At 35.0% G+C, this 20090-nt stretch carries 15 protein-coding genes; all 15 read right to left on the bottom strand.

What is annotated here, in order from left to right; genetic code table 11:
- Positions 1-128: 128 nt before the first annotated feature.
- Positions 129-551 carry a pyridoxamine 5'-phosphate oxidase family protein gene (locus ACWG42_RS05835; protein WP_455790775.1) on the bottom strand — a complete coding sequence of 141 codons (423 nt, stop codon included), beginning with the start codon at positions 549-551 and terminating at the stop codon, positions 129-131.
- Positions 548-1342 carry an SDR family oxidoreductase UcpA gene (gene ucpA / locus ACWG42_RS05830; protein WP_455790773.1) on the bottom strand — a complete coding sequence of 265 codons (795 nt, stop codon included), beginning with the start codon at positions 1340-1342 and terminating at the stop codon, positions 548-550. Before ucpA ends, ACWG42_RS05835 begins: the two co-directional genes overlap by 4 nt.
- 60 nt (positions 1343-1402) lie before the next feature.
- Positions 1403-2842 carry a glycogen synthase GlgA gene (gene glgA / locus ACWG42_RS05825; protein WP_455790771.1) on the bottom strand — a complete coding sequence of 480 codons (1440 nt, stop codon included), beginning with the start codon at positions 2840-2842 and terminating at the stop codon, positions 1403-1405.
- Positions 2842-3957 carry a glucose-1-phosphate adenylyltransferase subunit GlgD gene (glgD, locus tag ACWG42_RS05820; protein ID WP_455790769.1) on the bottom strand — a complete coding sequence of 372 codons (1116 nt, stop codon included), beginning with the start codon at positions 3955-3957 and terminating at the stop codon, positions 2842-2844. Before glgD ends, glgA begins: the two co-directional genes overlap by 1 nt.
- A gap of 2 nt (positions 3958-3959) precedes the next feature.
- Positions 3960-5096 (bottom strand): glucose-1-phosphate adenylyltransferase, encoded by a 1137-nt coding sequence (locus ACWG42_RS05815; protein WP_455790767.1) that lies wholly within the window; start codon positions 5094-5096, stop codon positions 3960-3962.
- A gap of 282 nt (positions 5097-5378) precedes the next feature.
- Positions 5379-6134 (bottom strand): ABC transporter ATP-binding protein, encoded by a 756-nt coding sequence (locus ACWG42_RS05810; RefSeq protein ID WP_455790766.1) that lies wholly within the window; start codon positions 6132-6134, stop codon positions 5379-5381.
- Complete coding sequence (locus tag ACWG42_RS05805; RefSeq protein ID WP_455790764.1) at positions 6127-6999, bottom strand: ABC transporter permease; 873 nt, start codon at positions 6997-6999, stop codon at positions 6127-6129. The genes ACWG42_RS05810 and ACWG42_RS05805 overlap by 8 nt, the downstream gene beginning before the upstream one ends.
- Positions 7000-7022: 23 nt before the next feature.
- Positions 7023-8006 carry an ABC transporter substrate binding protein gene (locus tag ACWG42_RS05800; RefSeq protein ID WP_455790762.1) on the bottom strand — a complete coding sequence of 328 codons (984 nt, stop codon included), beginning with the start codon at positions 8004-8006 and terminating at the stop codon, positions 7023-7025.
- Between the two features lie 528 nt (positions 8007-8534).
- A complete protein-coding gene (locus ACWG42_RS05795) occupies positions 8535-10520 on the bottom strand; it encodes a hypothetical protein (RefSeq protein ID WP_455790760.1) in 1986 nt (661 codons plus the stop codon).
- 17 nt (positions 10521-10537) lie between these two features.
- Positions 10538-11014 carry a 23S rRNA (pseudouridine(1915)-N(3))-methyltransferase RlmH gene (gene rlmH, locus ACWG42_RS05790; RefSeq protein WP_455790758.1) on the bottom strand — a complete coding sequence of 159 codons (477 nt, stop codon included), beginning with the start codon at positions 11012-11014 and terminating at the stop codon, positions 10538-10540.
- A gap of 135 nt (positions 11015-11149) precedes the next feature.
- Complete coding sequence (locus tag ACWG42_RS05785; RefSeq protein WP_455790756.1) at positions 11150-13000, bottom strand: hypothetical protein; 1851 nt, start codon at positions 12998-13000, stop codon at positions 11150-11152.
- 150 nt (positions 13001-13150) lie between these two features.
- Positions 13151-13876, bottom strand: a complete 726-nt coding sequence (locus ACWG42_RS05780; protein WP_455790754.1) for a LytR/AlgR family response regulator transcription factor — start codon at positions 13874-13876, stop codon at positions 13151-13153.
- 23 nt (positions 13877-13899) lie between these two features.
- On the bottom strand, positions 13900-16209 hold the full coding sequence (locus ACWG42_RS05775; RefSeq protein ID WP_455790753.1) for a GHKL domain-containing protein: 2310 nt from the start codon (positions 16207-16209) through the stop codon (positions 13900-13902).
- A 370-nt stretch (positions 16210-16579) separates the two neighbouring features.
- A complete protein-coding gene (locus ACWG42_RS05770) occupies positions 16580-17782 on the bottom strand; it encodes an FprA family A-type flavoprotein (RefSeq protein WP_455790751.1) in 1203 nt (400 codons plus the stop codon).
- Between the two features lie 12 nt (positions 17783-17794).
- Positions 17795-19702: an acyl-CoA dehydrogenase family protein gene (locus ACWG42_RS05765; protein WP_455790750.1), complete on the bottom strand. Its 1908-nt coding sequence runs from the start codon at positions 19700-19702 to the stop codon at positions 17795-17797.
- Positions 19703-20090 lie beyond the last annotated feature (388 nt).

The following is a 20090-nucleotide window of genomic DNA, read 5'->3' as shown; positions in this document are numbered from 1 at the left end:
TTTATATTCGTCATGATACTTTCCTAATTTATCAACGATATTTTAATCAATTATAATGAGAAAAGAACACGAAGTCAAGACAGTTTGAAAATATTTTCATAAATACTTTAACTTATGTTCTTTCTACTTTATTTTATTTCAAATGTTTCCGACTTAAAGGCACTATAAAACCTACCTTTATGTGCTGTAAAACGCAATACACAATAATCTGGATCATGAACACCCTGTGGATAATACATCGTGTCCTTCTCTTCCCAAATCATCTCTTTGTATGTATCCTCTTCTAGTACTTCCATCTCTCCAAGTAACATCACGCCTCGAAAGAAACGTTTATCACTAAAGTAAATACATGCTTTTTTATTCTTTAGATATTGTTGAACACGCATTGAAGAGGTATTGGTTGTGAAATAAAATGTCTTAATCCCCTCTCTCACTCTTGGCGCTAACATCGCTTTTGTATTTGGAAACCCATCTTCATCGATTGAACTAATATATGCGACGCTTTGTTTATCGATTAAATTCCCTATGGTAAGTTGTGGATCACGCATCATACGCCAACACTCACCGTTTCAGGAAGCGTGCTTCCTCCATCGATCACAATTTGTGTACCTGTGATATAACGACTTTCATCACTTCCAAGGAACGCAGCTAAATCTCCCACTTCACAAGGATCTGCCAAACGTCCAATTGGTGTCGCATCCGCGATTCCTTGTTTTACACTCTGTGGATTTTTTTCATCACTTGCTAAGGCAATACTATCTGCCATTGGAGTATCCACATATCCTGGACAAATTGCATTCACAGTAATGTTTTTATCCGCAAACTCTCTAGCTAATGCTTTGGTCAGTCCAATTAAGGCAGCTTTACTCATCGCATATCCTGCTTCCCCACAATCCGCAACCATATATCCTGTCACAGAACTCATAATCACAACCTTACCATACTTCTTCTCCACCATTATAGGCAAAACTGCTTGTGCAATATTCCAAGTTCCCTTAACATTCACATCCAAATGAAAATCACGATCCTCACTACTTGCCTCTAGGAAGTTTCCTAAACGACAAACACCCGCATTGGACACAAGAATATCAATTGTGCCAAACATCTCTACACCAACACGCACTGCCTCTTTACAATCTAGCATATTAGAGACATCCGTTTTCACAAAGATTGCTTTTATATCATATATACGCTCCAATGTCTCACATAGAGTTTTTGTCTCTTCTCCTCGCGCACACAATATTAAGTTCGCACCTTCACTCGCATACACCTTCGCAATACCTTCACCAATACCCTTTGACGCCCCTGTAATAAGAGCCACTTTACCACTTAATTTTCCCATACTCAGTTCCTTTCTATGATTTTTAAAAAAGGAGTCATTTACATGACCCCTTCTAGATGCTTATGGATGTAACTGCGCATACAATTGACAATACGTATTCGCACTCTTTTCCCAACTTACATCAGTATTCATCGCATTACGTACTAACGTCTTCCAATCTTCTGGACAATCGTAGTATACATGAATTGCTTTCCAAAGAACACTTACCAATTCATCTGAATTGTAGTTCGCAAAGCTAAAGCCATTTCCACTCTTTTCAAACTCATTGAATGGAGTCACTGTATCTTTTAAACCACCAGTTTCTCGTACCAACGGCAATGTTCCATAACGCATAGATATCAATTGAGATATTCCACATGGCTCAAACAAAGAAGGCATCAAGAACAAATCACTTGCCGCATAAATACGATGCGCTAAAGATTCATTGTACCCTTTATAGAATGCTATCTTTCCTTTATTGCCTGCTTCTAATTGTGCCATTTTTTCTTCGATGCTTGCCTCTCCACTTCCCAATACTGCAAGTTGAATTGGCATACCACATATTTCATGTAGTTTTTCCATCAATAGATAAAATCCTTTTTGCCAAGTAAGTCTCGATACAACTCCTACTAATAACACACCAGAATCTACCGTAAGACCTAACTCTTTTTGTAACGCTTCTTTATTTAAAGCTTTCGCTTTCTTAACGTTTACTTTATTGAAATGATATGGTACTTCTGGATCTGCTTTACTATCCCAATACTCAATATCGATTCCATTGGTAATACCCCATAAATCATAACGGCGAATATTCAATACCATTTCCAAATGTTCCCCATATTGAGGAGTTAAAATCTCTTGGGAATAGGAAGGAGATACAGTCGTTACTTTATCGGCATATAAGATACCAGATTTCATAAAGCTAATACCACCATCATATCGTACATTTCCATTATCGAAAATACGATAATCAAGTCCTAAACAACTATCCAACATTTCCACACCAAAGTTTCCTTGATATGCTAAGTTATGAATGGTATACACATGCGAAATGTTACGGTAACGTTCATCAAAGCTATGTCCTTCTTTGCACATTGCTGGAATCATTCCCGTATGCCAATCATGACTATGCATGATTTCAGGGAAATAATTCAACTGATTCAACATTTCAATAACTGCTTTCTGGAAATACGCAAAACGTTCTCCATCATCCATATACCCATATAAAGCATCTCTTTCAAAGTATCCCTTATGCTCAATGAAATAGAATTTCACACTTCCATTCATACAAGAGAATACATTGACAGGTACTTCATGATACGCAATGGAAACACTATACTGCGCTTCCAATTGGAAAGTGCTATGATATTTCTTTGCTATTGGTGCATACAGAGGCATCACAACGCGCACTTCATGTCCTTTTTTCACCAACTCTTGTGGAAGTGAACCAATTACATCAGCCAATCCTCCACTCTTGATATATGGCAGACCTTCTGCCGCAACCATTAAAATTCTTGCCATTAGATTTTATCATTCCTTTTTACGTATAGTGGTTGTTCAGGTAATCCAATAAGTTCTTTTTTGCGCGTTATCTTCGCCTGTTTATCCACAACTACGTTTTCAATATGAACATTTTCACCAACATGAGCGCCTGGAAGAATTACACAGTTTTTCACCACTGCACCTTCCATGATTTCTGCTCCACGACCAATGACACTGTTCTCTACATCACCATTGATCATACATCCATTGGATACCATGCTATTTGACACATGAACACCTGAGGAATACTGTGTTGGACAAGAATCATTCGTTCTTGTATAAATTGGCCAATCATTCGCAAATAAATCCATTGCTTTATCATAATCCAACAAATCAATGTTTGCTTTGTAATAACTCTTAAAGTCATTGATACAAGCTACAAATCCACGATGCGCAACACCACGAATATCCAACTCTGCACATTCATCATTTACGATATCTCTAAACCAATAAAGAGAAGAGATATTTGCTGCTTTTACCACAAGTTCCATAAACAACTCTTTGCTCATGATGTAAGTTTCCAAAGAAATCGCTCTTTGTTTTGCATTTCCTCTATTCTTTCCAATCGCAAGAACACCTTTTTGTTTATTTAACTCTAACGTATCACAGTTAATAAATGTTTCTTTTGCATTGTCTACGTTTTGATACAACATTGTAATATCTGCACCACTTGCAATATGCACATCCAATAGATCACTAAAATCTTGACGATATACCATATGACTAGGCATTAAAATCACATATGGAGTATTCACTTGTTCAATTGCCTGCATGTTGTACATGTAAGAATTGATATCGTTGCTATAGAAATCATTTTCATCCATGCTCTTTGCTGGTAAAATATGAAGTTTTCCACGTTTTGAATTGATATTATAATGACGACCAGTTCCTAAATGTTCTAATAAACTTCTAGGATTTGTCTTCACAAATACTTTGATTTGATTTACACCACTATTACTTAAATTTGAGATAGGGAAGTCTACCAAACGATATCTTCCAAGAAATGAGAACGCTGAGATAGGACGATAGTCCTGCATTGCTTTTACATGTACGCTCTGTCCTTCGAAATTCACAATTCCAAATGCATTACACATACTTACTCACCCCTCACTCTCTTGCTGACCAGTTCAATTTCTTCACTGTTAGGATCTCCCACAACAGCTCCTGGATCAACTTTAACACCTTGTGCAATAATTGCACGATGCACCACTGCACCTTCACCAATTTCAACATCTGGCATCAATACAGCATCATTTACTACAGCGCCTTCACCAATTTCAACGTTCGTAAACAATACAGAATTATTAACTTCTCCATTGATCAAACATCCCTGATTGATATAAGCGTTGTTCACTTTACCTTTTGGTCCTACAAAATGTGGAACTGTTGCTACATCTTCCGTATAGATTTTCCAGTTAGGATCATTTAAATCCAACTCGTTATCTTTACTCAATAGATCCATATTTGCTTCCCATAAAGAATCTACCGTACCAACATCTTTCCAATACCCTTCAAAACGATAAGCGACCAAACGCTTTCCTTCATCTAGCATTGCAGGAATAATATCTTTACCAAAGTCATGGCTACTATTTGGATCATCCATATCCGCCACTAATTTTTTACGTAAAGACTTCCAATCAAAGATATAAATACCCATAGAAGCTAAATTACTCTTAGGATGTTCTGGTTTCTCTTCAAACTCAACAATACGTCCTTGTTCATCAGTATTCATAATACCAAAACGACTTGCCTCTTTAATAGGCACAGGAAGTACCGCAATGGTCGCATCCGCATTGTTCGCTTTATGACAAGATAACATCTTAGAATAATCCATTTTGTAGATATGATCTCCAGACAGAATCAATACATATTCCGGATTGTGACTGTCAATGAAATCGATATTTTGTGAAATTGCATCTGCAGTTCCGCGATACACATCAAAAGCAGCGCCATCTTTTTCACGAGGAGGCAATACATACACACCACTATCTTTTGCATCTAAACCCCAACGCTGACCAGCTGCTGCATAAGAGTTTAAAAGAACAGATTCATACTGTGTTAGTACACCAACTACATTGATGTTCGAGTTTGCACAATTACTCAGAGGAAAATCGATAATTCTATATTTTCCACCATAGTAAACTGCAGGTTTTGCGATTTTTTTTGTAAGGGCGTATAGTCGCGTTCCGCGCCCTCCGGCTAATATCATAGCCAACATGTTGCTTTGTCTCATGTTAAATCCCCCCTTAGGAATTTGTTTATACATTAAGTATAAAGTCTTTTTGGATAAATTTCCACCTTTTTTGTGATAAAATTTCACTTTTTGTATGCGTTTACACAAATCTTGTAATAAATGTATGTAAAAGCAAAAACACACAGAAAAGTCAAGTTAAAATATCGTAATTTTCGCATCTTTTTTCGTGATATTTTTTACTTGAAAAACTTCCTGCATGTTCATTATACTATCATGATTTTCTTTTTATGAGTGCAAAGACTCATTTCCAATTTCTGTAATCTATATGAAATCGTACATATTCAACAAATCATCCACCGTAGTCTTTGCGCGTTCTTCCCCTTCTAATACTTTTACAATCTTTCCTTCATTTAAAATGATGGTCTTATTGCCATAGGCAAGTGCTTGTTTCATATTGTGCGTAATCATCAATGTTGTAATATGATGTTCCTTCACAATTTTATCTGTAATATCCATAACTGATTGTGCTGTTTTAGGATCAAGTGCTGCCGTATGTTCATCCAAGAGTAATAATTTTGGTGTCACGATGGTAGACATTAACAACGTTAATGCTTGTCTTTGTCCTCCCGACAACAATCCTACTCTTGTCGACAAACGATCTTCCAATCCCAACCCAAGTTGTCCCAACTTTTCTATAAAGAATGCACGATCCCCTTTTTTAATCGCTTGAGCTAACGTTGTTCTCTTCCCACGACTATATGCAAGTCCTAAATTCTCTTCAATGCTCATATTAGGTGCAGTTCCCTTCAAAGGGTCTTGAAACAACCTTCCCACATCTTTCGCTCTTTTATACTCTGGCAAATATGTTAAGTCTTTACCATCTAATAGAATCTGTCCACTATCTACACCCACAGTTCCACTGATCACATTCAACAAGGTACTCTTACCAGCCCCATTTGTCCCAAGGATACTAATAAAATCTCCATCTTCCACATGGAAGGAAACATGATCTAACGCAACTCTTTCATCTACCGTTCCAGGATGAAACGTTACACATAAATCTTTTAAATCAAGCATGATGTTTCCTCCTTTTATTCTTCAAATACGGCAATGAAATAGCCAACGCAACTAACGCTGCAGAGAATAAGTTCATATCACTAGACGCAATTCCCAACTGCAACGCCACCGTTAATATAAAACGATAGACAATGGCACCTATAATTACCGCAAGAAATTGAAACGCCATTGTCCTACGACGTATAAACGCTTCTCCTACGATGATAGAAGCCAATCCAACCACCATCATACCAATACCACCACTCACATCCGCAAACCCTTGATTCTGGGCAAACACTGCCCCTCCAAGAGCCACAAGAGCATTCGCAATCGCAATCCCCATAATCTTCATTGTATCTGAATTAATAGAAGATGCCCTTACCATAGCTTCATTGTCACCCGTAGCACGTAAACTCATCCCCAACTGTGTCTTCAAGAACACATACAACACCAAAATCAATACCATTAAAATTATACCCACAATAATTAAATTCGTATATTCTCCTAATATATTCTCAAATGGTGTAAAAATTGTTTCCTTTCCAAACAAAGAAACGTTTGGCATACCACCTAATATTTTAAGATTGATTGAGTAAAGAGCAGTCATGGTCAAAATTCCTGCCAAGATCGCCTGTACTTTACATTTGGTTTGTAAAACACCCGTAACAATACCAGCAAATCCTCCACACACCATCGCAAACAGCAGTCCTAAAAATGGATGTCCTTGAGAAGCGAACACGGCAGATACTGCACACCCTGTCGTAAAGCTTCCATCAATTGTTAAATCCGGAATATTCAAAATCTTAAATGAAATAAAAACCCCAAGGGACATGATTGCGAAAATCAGTCCTAATAAAACCGCTGTCTGTATGGTACTAAATGCCATGTATGCTCATCCTCTCTCTACAATTACATCTTCACAAGATTTTCACTTTTTGCGACATCCTCTGGTAATGTAATTCCTAACTCTTTCATTGTTTTCTCATTCACATAAATATTCAAATCTGTCTTAAACACTTTTACTGGTAAATCTTTTACATCTTTTCCCTTTAAAATCGCATCTACCATTTTCGCAGTTTCTTTTCCTAAATTTGTATAATCAATTCCCACGCTCGCAAATCCACCATCACTTACCATAGAATCTGCACCTGTATATACTGGAACTTTTTTCTTATTTGCTTCATTTACCAATGCGCTCATAGAACTTGCTACGGTGTTATCATTTGGCGCAAAGATTGCATCGCATTCTTCTGTTAACACACTCACTGCACTTTGAATCTCGGTAATATTTGCCCCACTACCTTCTTTTAAAGTAATGTTGTGTTCCTCACAGAACTTCTTCGCTTTTTCAAGATTAGAAACTGAGTTTGCTTCACTTGTATTGTAAATAAATCCTAGTGTTTTTAAATCTGGATTCACTTTCAACGCCAAATCAAGAATTTGATCCACCTGAATCTCATCACTTGTACCCGTGATATTATTCTCAGGTTTATTTAAATCTTTCATTAAGCCAGCTCCTACTGGATCTGATACAGCAGAGAAAACAATTGGAATATCCTTGCTATATTTAGCCGCAGACATTGCTGTCGGTGTCGCAATTGCCACAATAACATCACTCTTATTTCCTGCAAACGTAGACATGATTGAATCTAATGTATTGGATTGTCCACCCGCATCCTTAAAGGATAACTTAATATTTTCTCCATCTACATATCCCAACTCTTTCATTTCTTCCTTAAAGCTATCACGAATTGTATTCAAAGATTTATGCTCCACAATCTGTGCTACCGAAACTACTGGAATCTTATCTTCCTTTTTATCTTCACTGCCACACCCTGCCATAACACTCATTCCTAATACACATACTGCCATCATTTTAATAAATTTTTTCATGTTCTTTCTCTCCTTCACTCATTGTGTTCACATGATTCATGTTTGTTTTGAAATACACCCTATGCTTTTGCCATCGCCATTCCTCTGTGTTCTTTAACACAATGACCACCTCCTTTATATAAAAAAAGCACCCGTCCATAAGTCAATTGACTACAGGACAGATGCGAATAAATTCATCTGCGGTACCACCTGATTTGATCTTTTCCTATTTGAAGAGATCCTCTCATTCGAAATGCATACACATTCCTAGCTTTATAACGTAAGCATACGTCTTGGATACTAAGCATTCGCTTTTCCCCTTGCCCTTAGGAGTCCATTTACAAGACTGCATCTCTGTCGCGTTTCCAGCAATTCGCAACTCTCTATTAGCGCATATCATGTTTTATCTCTCCGTCATTGGTTTCTTATAATTTACACCTATTTCTATTGTAAGTCAATACATAAATGTAAGTTATTTTAAAATTTTACTGAAAATTGTTTCATTAAGCTTTAAGCCCTTTTATTTTTGACACATATTTCACTATGTCCCTATTTTTCTTTTAACTCACAAATTTTGCTTATATCAGTATACTCACTTTCGAATAACTTTTGCAACTTATCTTTATCTGAATTTTCATTACCATATGTTCTATATAAGTATTCCCAATCACAATCAGACACGACCACTTTTTTTAATTCATTAGGATAATTTATAGTATTGAAATGTAAGCTCTTTGTATCGAATTCTTCAAATAGGCTTGAAAAAATATAAATGCTATCATTTCCCACTATTACTGGAACTATAATGCTAGTATCCTGTTTTTGGTATATCGATATATATTGGAAACCTTCGTTATTGTTTTTCGGCAAAAATAGCTGTTCTTTTGTAGAAAAAACAAAAGTATTACTTAAAGTAGTTTCTGTGACATTTGTCAAATAATTGTACAGATATATAGGAATCACTATTACAAAGCTAGCTATCATAGCATATTTCAAAATTCTCTTTTCATCTTTGCTATATTCTTTCAGTTTGACATTCATCCCATAAATAATCCCTGCAATAAAAAATTGTATTAAATAGATTACTACAGATAAAATTAAGGATAATGAAAACCAACTATTTTTGATAGTAGAAAATTCTTTTATAATGAGAGAAAGCAAATGATTTTGATAAGGGGTAACTAATAAATAAAAGAACAATAACATAATCAATATATTTAATATAGTACCTAGAAAAGCTATGCAAAACTGAATATTATTAACCTTTATCAAACTAAGATCATTAAATATTGTTCGACATATTATAAATGATAAAAAATAATTAATCAAATAGATTATTAACACCGTATGAACTATCGCTTTGAAATTGTCATTATCTATTAGCAAATGGAATATAATCACCGCCAGAACTATATATAATAAAATTTTTCTTATGACTTTTCCAATCCATGCAAAGCTTTCTTTCTCAATTGAAAACTTTATTACAAAATTTAAAATACATATAATTACAGCAACAAAGACCATTGAGAAAAATAACGATAAACTAGTTAATGTCGTATTTGTATGCATATGATACAGAGGGATATTATAATATTTTAAAGTTTGTATGTCAGGGAAAATCTTAAGAGCTAGACTTATTATACCGAACGCACTTAAACTAGCAGTTATAAACGCAAATATATTGTTTTTTGCAAAGGCTATAAAGCCCTCATCGTGAACTAAGTCCTCTCTTGTAGAACCATTATTATCCAACTGTAAAGTCTGCTCACTAATTCTCCCGAATTTAATATCTAAAGAATCAAAATCATATCCCTTTACTACTACAACTTCTTTGTTACGTATAAAACATTTAATCTTGTTTTTTTTCACGTCGTATTTAACTAAATAATGCATTCTATCATTTATTAAAAATCTTTTAAATATAGTGTAGCTTTGCTTGACTTCTCCACGTATCATATTAATAAACTGGAGCAATCTTATTTCTATTAAATTCAATATGTATTTATTATTTCTTTTCTCAATTACATCTGTTATTTTCTTTGTATAATGGAATTTCTTGTGATTTTTATTTAAGCCATAACGTAACGCATTAGATATTATTTCATATCCATCCGCATAAGTTAAAAAAATTATTTTTTTCTTATCAATTCCCAAATTACGTAACAACGTTATTAAAATATTTGCCTTTTCTTTTGGAGATAAATAAACATTTGTTCCTTTTGTTAAACCCAATCCAGGCCAATCTATTGCAAGTATTCTCTTACTTGTATCACATTTTGAATCAACATGAAGGGAAGGAAAAGATACACTCTCGTTTGCAACAAAAAAATATATTTCATTAGATTTAGAGTTACTATCATAATATCTTATAGGAATTGTAATTTCACTTCCTCTTGAATCTTCAAAAACATAGCTAAACACATGAAATTTGTCACTATTTATAAACTTTTTCACTTTATCTCGAAACACAATACCCACTTTTACTAAAATTATAAACACAGATAAACAAAATATAATCATTAATATTTTTCCCATTATATCCCTCCTTCTTCCTATTTATGATATGGATTATTGTTTTGAATCATAAATGCACGATATATCTGTTCTAGTACAAGAACGCGTGTCATTTGATGGGTAAACGTTAAATCCGATAACTTCCAACGATAATTACATCGTTCATATACATTCTTCCCAGGTCCCAAAGAACCTGCAATAACAAATGTTATATTACTGTTTCCACTTGTTTGCAATTGTTCAATTTTATAGGAAAACGTTTCGCTATCTACCATCTCTCCCCATAAATCTAACAGAATTACATATTCACTCTCTTTTATCTTCGATAAAATTCGTTCCCCCTCTTTCTCCTTCACCTGCTCATTTTGTGCTTCACTATTCGTCTGTGGAGCATTCTCATCACTCACTTCTATAATTTCAAGCTTTGTAAAAGGACGAAGACGTTTCTCATATTCCTCAATCTGCATACGCAAAGCTTTTTCCTTCAATTTTCCAACCGCAACTATTTTTATCATAAGAACTCCTATTCCCACACGTATCTATTCGCAAGTATTATACCATGTTTTCACAAAACCTCTCATCGTCTTTCATAATGTATAAAAACTGAAGATGTCACTATACAAGCTAACACACTTCAGTTTTCATTATATCTATTTAAAATAGATGCGATTTTTTATTTCTTTTACTGCTTGTGAAAATAAGAATTTAGTGAACCTTGCTTTTTTTCTGAATCCTTTAAAACAATCTAATGATTCGATATCAGCAAATGCCAATCTTCTTTGTCTTGCCATATACACTACACCAGCACTAATTACCGCAACCATTAGATATTGTTGGAAAGCTGTATTATCACCAGTATCGATAGATGGTTTTGTAGGCTCTTTAACTACAGGTGCAATTGTACTTACTTTACCGATTACTCCATAATAACTAAAATGATCTGTTACAAACTCTATGTATCCATCTTTAACTTCACTTGGAATTATAGATACATTTCCATTATTGTCTACATAAATAATTTTCAATTCTTTCATAGATTTCATTTCATCATTAAGAAGTATGCTGATTTTCATACTTCCATCAGGTTGAATAGCAATTCCATCTTTTAGAAGTTTGATATCAAAAAGTCCTACGACACTTGTATCTGGAGCAACTTCTAATACGTTCTTTTTAATGTTATCAATCTCATTTTGTGGTTTAGAAACAACACTCAAGATAAGACTAGAATCAAACTCTTTGCCATCCACATACTCTGCTTTTGTACCTGTGCTTGTATTTTCTAGAATGTCTTTTGAAGGAAGTTTAGGTATCACTTCAGTTTTTATTTGACCACAAACACTACAAGTATGTTTCATGACTCCTTCTTGTGTGATTGTAGCCGGTGTGGTGACAATACCTTCATCCCATGTATGATCGCCAAGGTTTACTTTTGCTCCATCATCCATAGTACATTCATGCCAGTGACTTGTTTCATTTTTTGACCATGTATCTACTGCAGTATGTTCATGCTTCTTGCTATGGTAATATGTACTACTTCCTGCTCCTAATGCTTTTAAATCTGTACTTGTAGCAAATGGAGAACCTTCCACTGCAACAATATCATTTTCATTTGAGCCCTTATAAACTTCGACACGTTCATTAAGTGTAGGTTCAATTACAAATGTACCCCTAGCTCCAATGCTCCCTACTCCTTCAGCACCCTTTGCAATTACCTCTGCAGATCCCTTTATAGAAAGTGCTGCCTTTGTCCATATACTATAGTCTGATTTAGAACTAGCGTCAATATAACTATCCTTGATAGTTATATCCTGAGTACTATATACCGCAACAAAGTCACTTTCCGCAGTTACAGTCGATTCTTTTTCTATCGTGATTGGACCAGTTATCCTAAATGCATTCATTTCTGTCCCTGTTGCTTTTGCCTCTACTTCACTGTCTGATATTGTCAAATTACCTAAAGCGTTTATACCAAAATAAGTACCGCTACATGTAATATCGGAACCATTTTTTACCATTACATTTCCATCAGATATGATGGAACCGTCTGCTTGTGTTGAAGCTGTAATTGTAACGCCATCAAATATGATGTCCTTCTTATTTAATATACTTTGTGCAGCTACAATATTCAAACTTCCTTCACCCGTGAAAGTCACATTCGCATTCGCTACTGAGAAGACACCAGTATACCTTTCTATTTCAATATTGTTTTGTCCGTTTAACACTATTGTAAAATCACTATTAATTCTATTCTCTATAGCATGTTTTATATCATTGACCTCAGTAATCTTCGCATTGTTAAGTGTTAAAGTGTTCGTGGTTGCGTTATAAGTTGCCGTTCCTTCTCCACACTGTACTGTTTGATTCACCGCAGTAACAATGTTCACACCATTAACCCAAACTTCACCTCCAGAAGCATAGCCTTTTTTCAGCGGTATATTGGACAACACCATGGCTATGGCAAATACAAATAAACACAATTTCTTAATTACATTTTTTCTCATTGTCATTTCCTTACCCTTTCCTTTATATCTATCACATTTGTGACAAACTATTCTTACCTATATCATATACGAAAAAAAAGAGAATTTTCATTTCCTACGTGAAATGTAGTATTCTCTTCGTCAATAACAGGATTTTATTAGAATTTTCTTTTATTCTTTGTTTGAAGCATACTCTAATAAAGCTATTTTTAAATCGTTGTACTTGTTTCTTGAGATAGGTATCACCCTTCCTCCAAGAATAGTTACATGGGATGTAGTCATAGCTGTTATGTAATCTAAATGGATAATAAAGGAACGATGTGGCATAAAGAAGAACGGGAAGTTTTTTAATTTATCATAAAGAGAAATTAATGTATAGGTTGTTTCTAAAGTTCTTCCATCGGAAAAGATACATATTTGTTTGTGGTTATAGCCTTCAATTAATACAACGTCATGAAGATTAATCTTGGTAAATCCTTCTTTTGTTTTTAAAATGATGGAAGGACGAGTTATTGGTTGTACTTTTTGTATACTTGATAATAGTTCTGCATCAAACTCTGATGCATTGATAGGTTTTACTAAATAGTTACTTGCTTTTACTTGGAAAGCATCAAGCGCATATTCTCTTGAAATCGTTAAAAATATAATTTCGGATGCTTCTTTTCTTTCCCGAATACTTCTTGCTAAATTTATTCCATCAATTCCTGGCATGAGGATATCTAACAAGTAGATATCAAATCCGCCATTGATTTGGATGTACTCTAGTACATCATATGGAGACATAAAAACTTTCATTTCTATAGGATACTCTGGATGTTGTTTACCAAATGCTTTAATAAGCTTTTTAAGTTCCTTTATATCAACTTCTTTATCCTCACAAATACATAAACGAATCAAAACTGTTCACCCCTTCTTTTTCTTTATTTTAATATGGTTGGCTGGGATAGAATAGGTGTAAGAACACTTGTAGGAATTACAAATTCTGGACAACCAGCGTTTCCTGGCGCAACTTCATATTCTTCAAAGATAATCACTAATTGATTTTGATCATTGATATAAAAATCCTGATTTCTCGCGATATATTGGAACCAATCACTTTCTGGCCACATATCACCAGGTATAAAATAATTAGCTAAACCTGCATCTACTTGTGCTTTCATTTGTGATAATATTTCTTCACTAATGACATTTACATATTCATACTTACCTGTAAATAAATCTTTAAGTTCTATCACATTTCCTGTTTTCATATCTAACATAAAATGACGGAATATATTTTGGGAGCCTCCTACATTTAATGTTGATTCAAAACGTATGATAAGGAGTTCTCCATCGTTACGTACGGTTGTGTATTTTGTATCCATTGCTACATAACCTTCATATTTTCTTGCGACATACCATACATACTTTTCTCTTAATGTTTCTACATAAGCTTCCATTTTCTGATTGATTTCATCAACGCCTTCGCTTACATCCGGAGTATCAGGAACTACTGGTGTTACTGGAGTTTCTGGTTCCTTTGGTTTCTCTGGAGATGGTGGTGTTGGTTTTTCAACCTCTACGATTGGAGGAATGGTCCCTCCACTGTTTTTGTTGTCTTCCCAAGAAATTGTTTGAGAAGGAGCTGTTGTGACTTTTTGTGTACTTTCTTTTTGGGTATCTGCTGTTTGTTCATTTGCGTTTGCTATTTTAGAATTAGGATCTTCTATTCGTTTCACCTCTGGTATTTCCATATGTATTTGTGTTGCTCCCCAACCAGCACTTATAGAATCTGCTTTGCTCACCTGAAGGAAACTTCCAAATATGTTTTCTCCATCTGTTGCATATATTGCACCTACTCCACCGAACGCAAGACATAAGAATAACATGGATGCTAAGGTTGCTGAAGATGCTTTCTTCGTACGCTTTATTTTTTCTGGTACGCTTAATGCTGGTATTTTTTCTTCAAATAACATTACCTTTAACTGGAAGCTTCCATCTGTACAAGTTCCCTGTAATATTCCTTGATATTTCTCCGTAATTGCTTTAATACTTCTTAGACCGATTCCATGACCTGCACGTGCTTCTACAATAGGAAGCCCTTCTTTATCAAATGTGTATGTTTTATCATACGTGTTTTTAACTACGATTATAAATTTCTTTTCATCTTCTAGGACTGCTTTTAATTGGATACTTGCTTCTGGTGAATTTGTTTCTTGTATTGCATGAATCGCATTCTCAAGAGCATTTGCTAAAATAATACAAATATCCATTTCATCATATAACATCCCACTTGGAATCAATACGTTTGATTGCACATTGTAACCTAGTTCTTTTGCTTGTGATATATAAGAAGATATCACTGCATTCACTGTTTTATTCTCACAATATTGAACAAGTTCACTTTCTTTCATATGTTCATCAAGTCTAGCAATATATTGCTTTATCTCTTCACTATTTTCATTACTTGCTAATGTATTCAATACCATTAAATGATGACGCATATCATGACGATAGCTTCTTCCTTGTTCTACTTTCTTACAAATAGATTCATATTCTTGTCGTTGTATCTTTAATTGTTGTGCGATAACTCTTTCATCTTCTTTCATCTGTAACGTTCTTTGAGCTAATATCAATACACGAGATATAATAAAGAATACAGATAATGCAGTTAAAAAGAGAATCAACCAAACAATAGAATTATTAGGCGTATTTTTAAAATAAGAAACACTTATGAAAATCATAATCGTAGGAAAGCATAATGGTAACCAATTTGTATCGTTATGTAGTACATTTGATTGAAATGCTTTTCGCATATAAACATTTACAATCCATAACAATATAATGGCTCCCATAATCAAACTAACACTTATTACAACGCCTCTATTCATACCATAATTATCTACACCTTTAATCATAGCTTTTCGAAAGAATTCTAAGTTGCTTGAAACCAAAATGGCAATTGTCCAAATAGAAGACGTTTGAAAAAAACCTGACTTAGAAAGGATATAAACACATATAATCACAGGCAGATATGCAGTCAATGGCAACATCGTTAAAACAAGCATAATCTCCTTACTATATAGGTAGCCTCCTACTTGTAAAGAAATGATACCAGTTAAAAAAACAAGGGTGATAAGGATCGTCACTCTCTTTGTGAATCTGGATTCTAACAAACTAGCGCAAGTCAGTAAAAATGTAAAAAACGGAATGGCTGCCCATAAGCATATGAATAAGTGTCGAGTTATCATAGAACCCCTCCTAGTTTTAATTATTTTTGATGTGTAGCTTTCTCCCTGAAATTGCTACATAATGTTTTTTCTTCTGTTTTTATTATAGCATGATTTATAAAAAGTGTCGCTAACTGTTCATGCAGTTATCATATTATAGTAGATATGTAAAAGGAATCATAGAAGGAGTTGTTTAAGTTTTGAAGGTTTCATGATGTGGATTGTTTTGTGTTCCAATCGCGTTTTAAATGATTGCGACCATGTATACTCCTTGCTTAATCAATACGTAAGGAATTTATCACACATACAGGAAATGAAGTACAGTTAATGTATGCGTGATTTACTTCGTACATGGAAAAAAACACCTCACGATTGTGAAGTGTTTTGGTTGTTAGTCTTTCATAGAATCTAAGATACCATCTACTAACGCATTCATTTCATTTGTATTAGCTTTGCTCATACTTGATACAAAAGATAATTCTTCATTTAGAATACTCATTTGTTTCATTTCTTCTAAACACTCTTTCATTAGGCTACCAGATTTTGGTGCCCATGAACCATTTTCTATGATTCCAATGGTACGTTTTTGTAAGTTTAGAGCTTTCATATCCATTAAGAAATTATGCATTACAGGATAGATTCCTAAATTGTACGTTACACTCGCAAGTACAATGTGGCTATACTTGAAGGATTCTGATATAAGTTGGGATACATGGGTATTGGATACATCATACATCGCAATATTCGTCATGCCCTTTTCTACTAGCTTTGTCGCAAGTACATTGGCAACGTTCTCTGTATTTCCATACATGGATGCATAGGCAATAAGAACCCCTTTTTCTTCTGGTTCATACGTACTCCAATGTTGGTATTTATCTAATAGGTATCCGATGTTATTACGCCATACTGGTCCATGTAATGGACAGATGATTTTAATATCAATGGTACCTGCTTTCTTTAGTAATGCTTGTACATGTGGTCCATATTTACCAACGATATTGGTATAGTATCTTCTTGCGTCATCAATCCAATCACGTTCAAAGTTCACTTCATCATTGAATAGCTTTCCATCTAAGGCTCCAAAGGAACCAAAGGCATCAGCGGAAAACAATACGCCATTGGTTATGTCAAAACTTACCATTGCTTCTGGCCAGTGTACCATTGGTGCTTCAACAAAGGTAATGGTATGTGTACCAAAGGTTCTTGTATCTCCTTCTTTTACGGTGTCTTCTTTCCCATCTACATCAAAACCAAATTGACGCATAAGAAGGAATCCCTTTTCTGTAGAGATTACTTGTACATTTGGATAACGTAATACTACTTCTTCAATAGATGCACAATGATCTGGTTCCATATGATTGATAATCATATAATCTAAGTCACGTCCATCTAATACATATTCTAAGTTTTCTATAAATTGTCTTCCTATAGACCAATCAACTGTATCAAATAATACTGTTTTTTCATCCATTAAGAGATAGGAATTATAGGAGACCCCTCTAGGAATTGGATGAATATTTTCAAATAAAGCTAATCTATGATCACTTCCACCAATCCAATATAAATCATCACATACTTTTCTTACGCATTGCATATTGTTCTCCTCCTAATTCTCTATAAACTGGTCTTTAAGTTCGCCACATTCTGGACAAACCCAGTCTTCACTTAATTGTTCAAATGGTGTACCTGGTGCTACATCGTTTTCTGGATCACCTATGGTTGGATCGTATTCATATCCACATCCGTTGCATATATGCAATGGGTAGGATGGTGCTTCTTTTTTAATGAATGGTTTTTTCATCTTTATCATTGCGGGAGCCGGTTTCTTTTCTTCTCCATCATCAAGCGCTGCGCTTAATAGTGGTAAGATTTCCATAAGGTCTCCTACAATTCCATAATCCGCATTCTTAAAGATAGCAGCATTCGCATTCTTATTGATGGCGACAATGGTTGTGGCATCTTTAATTCCTTTTAAATGTTGACTTGCCCCTGAGATTCCACAGGCAATATATAAGTTTCCTGCAAATTTTTGACCAGACATTCCTACGTAGCGATCAATTGGTACATATTTTAAAGTTTCCGCTACAGGACGACTAGAACCTAGTGCTGCCCCAGCTTGTTTGGCAAGTTCTTCTACCAGTGCCATATTCTCTTTAGAACCAATTCCTTTACCAGCACTGACCACTCTTTCTGCTTCAACGATTGGTGTATCCATTGAAATTCCTACTGTAAAATCATACCCATCGCTCTTTAATACACTTACTAGTTTATCTACTTTCTCTTCTGCACTACCTTCTTTAAAGATCATTTTTTTACGTGTTCCGGTAATTGCGGTAGATGCACTCTTTACTGCTACGGATGCATTCTTTGGTTGTTTCCCAATGATATGGGACGCAATAACCACTCTTTGAATTTCATTGGTTCCTTCATATATCGTACAAATTTTCGCATCACGATACGCACGTTCTACTTCCATGCCTTTCAAATATCCACTACCTCCAAATATTTGTAAAGCATCGTTCACAATTTCTAGACATACATCAGATGCATATTGTTTTGCCATAGCGGATTCCATACCGTATGGTTCATGGTGTTCTTTTAATTCCGCAGCACTATAAATAAGCATACGTGCAGCGCGTAGTTTTGTAGCCATATCTGCTAGTTTAAAGGATATGACTTGTTGTTGCGCAATGGGTTTCCCAAATTGAATACGCTCTTTTGCATATTCCAAGGCATTTTCATAGGCACCTTGTGCTATACCCAAAGCTTGTGAAGCAATCCCAATACGTCCACCATCCAAAGTAGCCATTGCGATTTTAAATCCTTCGCCTTCTTTTCCTAATAAATTCTCTACAGGTACTTTTACATCGTTGAAGATAAGTTCCGCAGTGGATGATGATCGAATTCCCATTTTGTCATAGTGATCTCCAAATGTGAAACCTTCCCATCCTTTTTCTACGATAAATGCACTAATTCCTTTCACTCCGATATTTGGAGTAGTTAAAGCAAATACTACATACGTATCCGCAACTGGTGCATTTGTAATAAAAATCTTACTTCCATTTAATAAGTAATGGTCACCTTTCAGCTCTGCTGTGGTTTCTGTACCACCGGCATCACTACCAGCATTGGGTTCTGTTAACCCAAAGGCACCAATCTTTTCTCCTTTTGCGAGTGGAATCAAATATTTCTTCTTTTGTTCTTCTGTACCAAAGTTAAAGATCGGCCAAGTTCCAAGAGATACATGGGCAGATAAGATAACACCCGTTCCTCCATCCACTCTACTTAACTCCTCTACCGCAATCGCATAGCTTAATACATCTTTTCCTGCTCCGCCATATTCTTTTGGATATGGAAGACCCATGATGTTTAACTTCGCAAGTTTTTTGATAGCTTCTGCTGGAAATTCGTTTTGCTGATCAAGCATAAACGCAATTGGTTTTATTTCCTTCTCGGCATACTCGCGTACGATGCTTCTTACTTCTTCTTGTTGTTTACTTGTTACATAGTTCATTCGCTTTTCCTCCTCATACATTACAGGATATGTTTGATTGTGTGCTAAATTCACATGACATATCACTTTGTAACTCTAGGCTAACACAAATGTAAGCGCTTTGTCTTTTGATATGCTCATGAATTTTTTATTGGAATATTTATGTAAAATTAACATGGTCCTTATTTCGTTAACAGCACCTTAACTTCTTATACGTTATGATATAGATGTAAAAAGGAGATGTGAGTTATGGAAACGATGAATATACTGTTATCCGCTGTCGGATTAGTTGTTGCGGCTATACCTGCCTATCTGGCATATAAACTATTTACATCTGCAGTTGATACAAAACATGCACATATGAAATAATCAATTTCGTTATGGTTCTATATATGGTGTGGGCGCGCTG

The sequence above is a fragment of the Amedibacillus sp. YH-ame10 genome (genome assembly GCF_053848885.1).
Note: the sequence above shows the minus strand (reverse complement) of the source record. Positions and strands in the feature narration are given on the sequence as shown.

Coding starts and splice junctions, on each gene's coding strand:
- ACWG42_RS05835 (WP_455790775.1), bottom strand. CDS start 551: ATGATGCGTGATCCACAACTTACCATAGGGAATTTAATCGATAAACAA.
- ucpA (WP_455790773.1), bottom strand. CDS start 1,342: ATGGGAAAATTAAGTGGTAAAGTGGCTCTTATTACAGGGGCGTCAAAG.
- glgA (WP_455790771.1), bottom strand. CDS start 2,842: ATGGCAAGAATTTTAATGGTTGCGGCAGAAGGTCTGCCATATATCAAG.
- glgD (WP_455790769.1), bottom strand. CDS start 3,957: ATGTGTAATGCATTTGGAATTGTGAATTTCGAAGGACAGAGCGTACAT.
- ACWG42_RS05815 (WP_455790767.1), bottom strand. CDS start 5,096: ATGAGACAAAGCAACATGTTGGCTATGATATTAGCCGGAGGGCGCGGA.
- ACWG42_RS05810 (WP_455790766.1), bottom strand. CDS start 6,134: ATGCTTGATTTAAAAGATTTATGTGTAACGTTTCATCCTGGAACGGTA.
- ACWG42_RS05805 (WP_455790764.1), bottom strand. CDS start 6,999: ATGGCATTTAGTACCATACAGACAGCGGTTTTATTAGGACTGATTTTC.
- ACWG42_RS05800 (WP_455790762.1), bottom strand. CDS start 8,006: ATGAAAAAATTTATTAAAATGATGGCAGTATGTGTATTAGGAATGAGT.
- ACWG42_RS05795 (WP_455790760.1), bottom strand. CDS start 10,520: ATGGGAAAAATATTAATGATTATATTTTGTTTATCTGTGTTTATAATT.
- rlmH (WP_455790758.1), bottom strand. CDS start 11,014: ATGATAAAAATAGTTGCGGTTGGAAAATTGAAGGAAAAAGCTTTGCGT.
- ACWG42_RS05785 (WP_455790756.1), bottom strand. CDS start 13,000: ATGAGAAAAAATGTAATTAAGAAATTGTGTTTATTTGTATTTGCCATA.
- ACWG42_RS05775 (WP_455790753.1), bottom strand. CDS start 16,209: ATGATAACTCGACACTTATTCATATGCTTATGGGCAGCCATTCCGTTT.
- ACWG42_RS05770 (WP_455790751.1), bottom strand. CDS start 17,782: ATGCAATGCGTAAGAAAAGTATGTGATGATTTATATTGGATTGGTGGA.
- ACWG42_RS05765 (WP_455790750.1), bottom strand. CDS start 19,702: ATGAACTATGTAACAAGTAAACAACAAGAAGAAGTAAGAAGCATCGTA.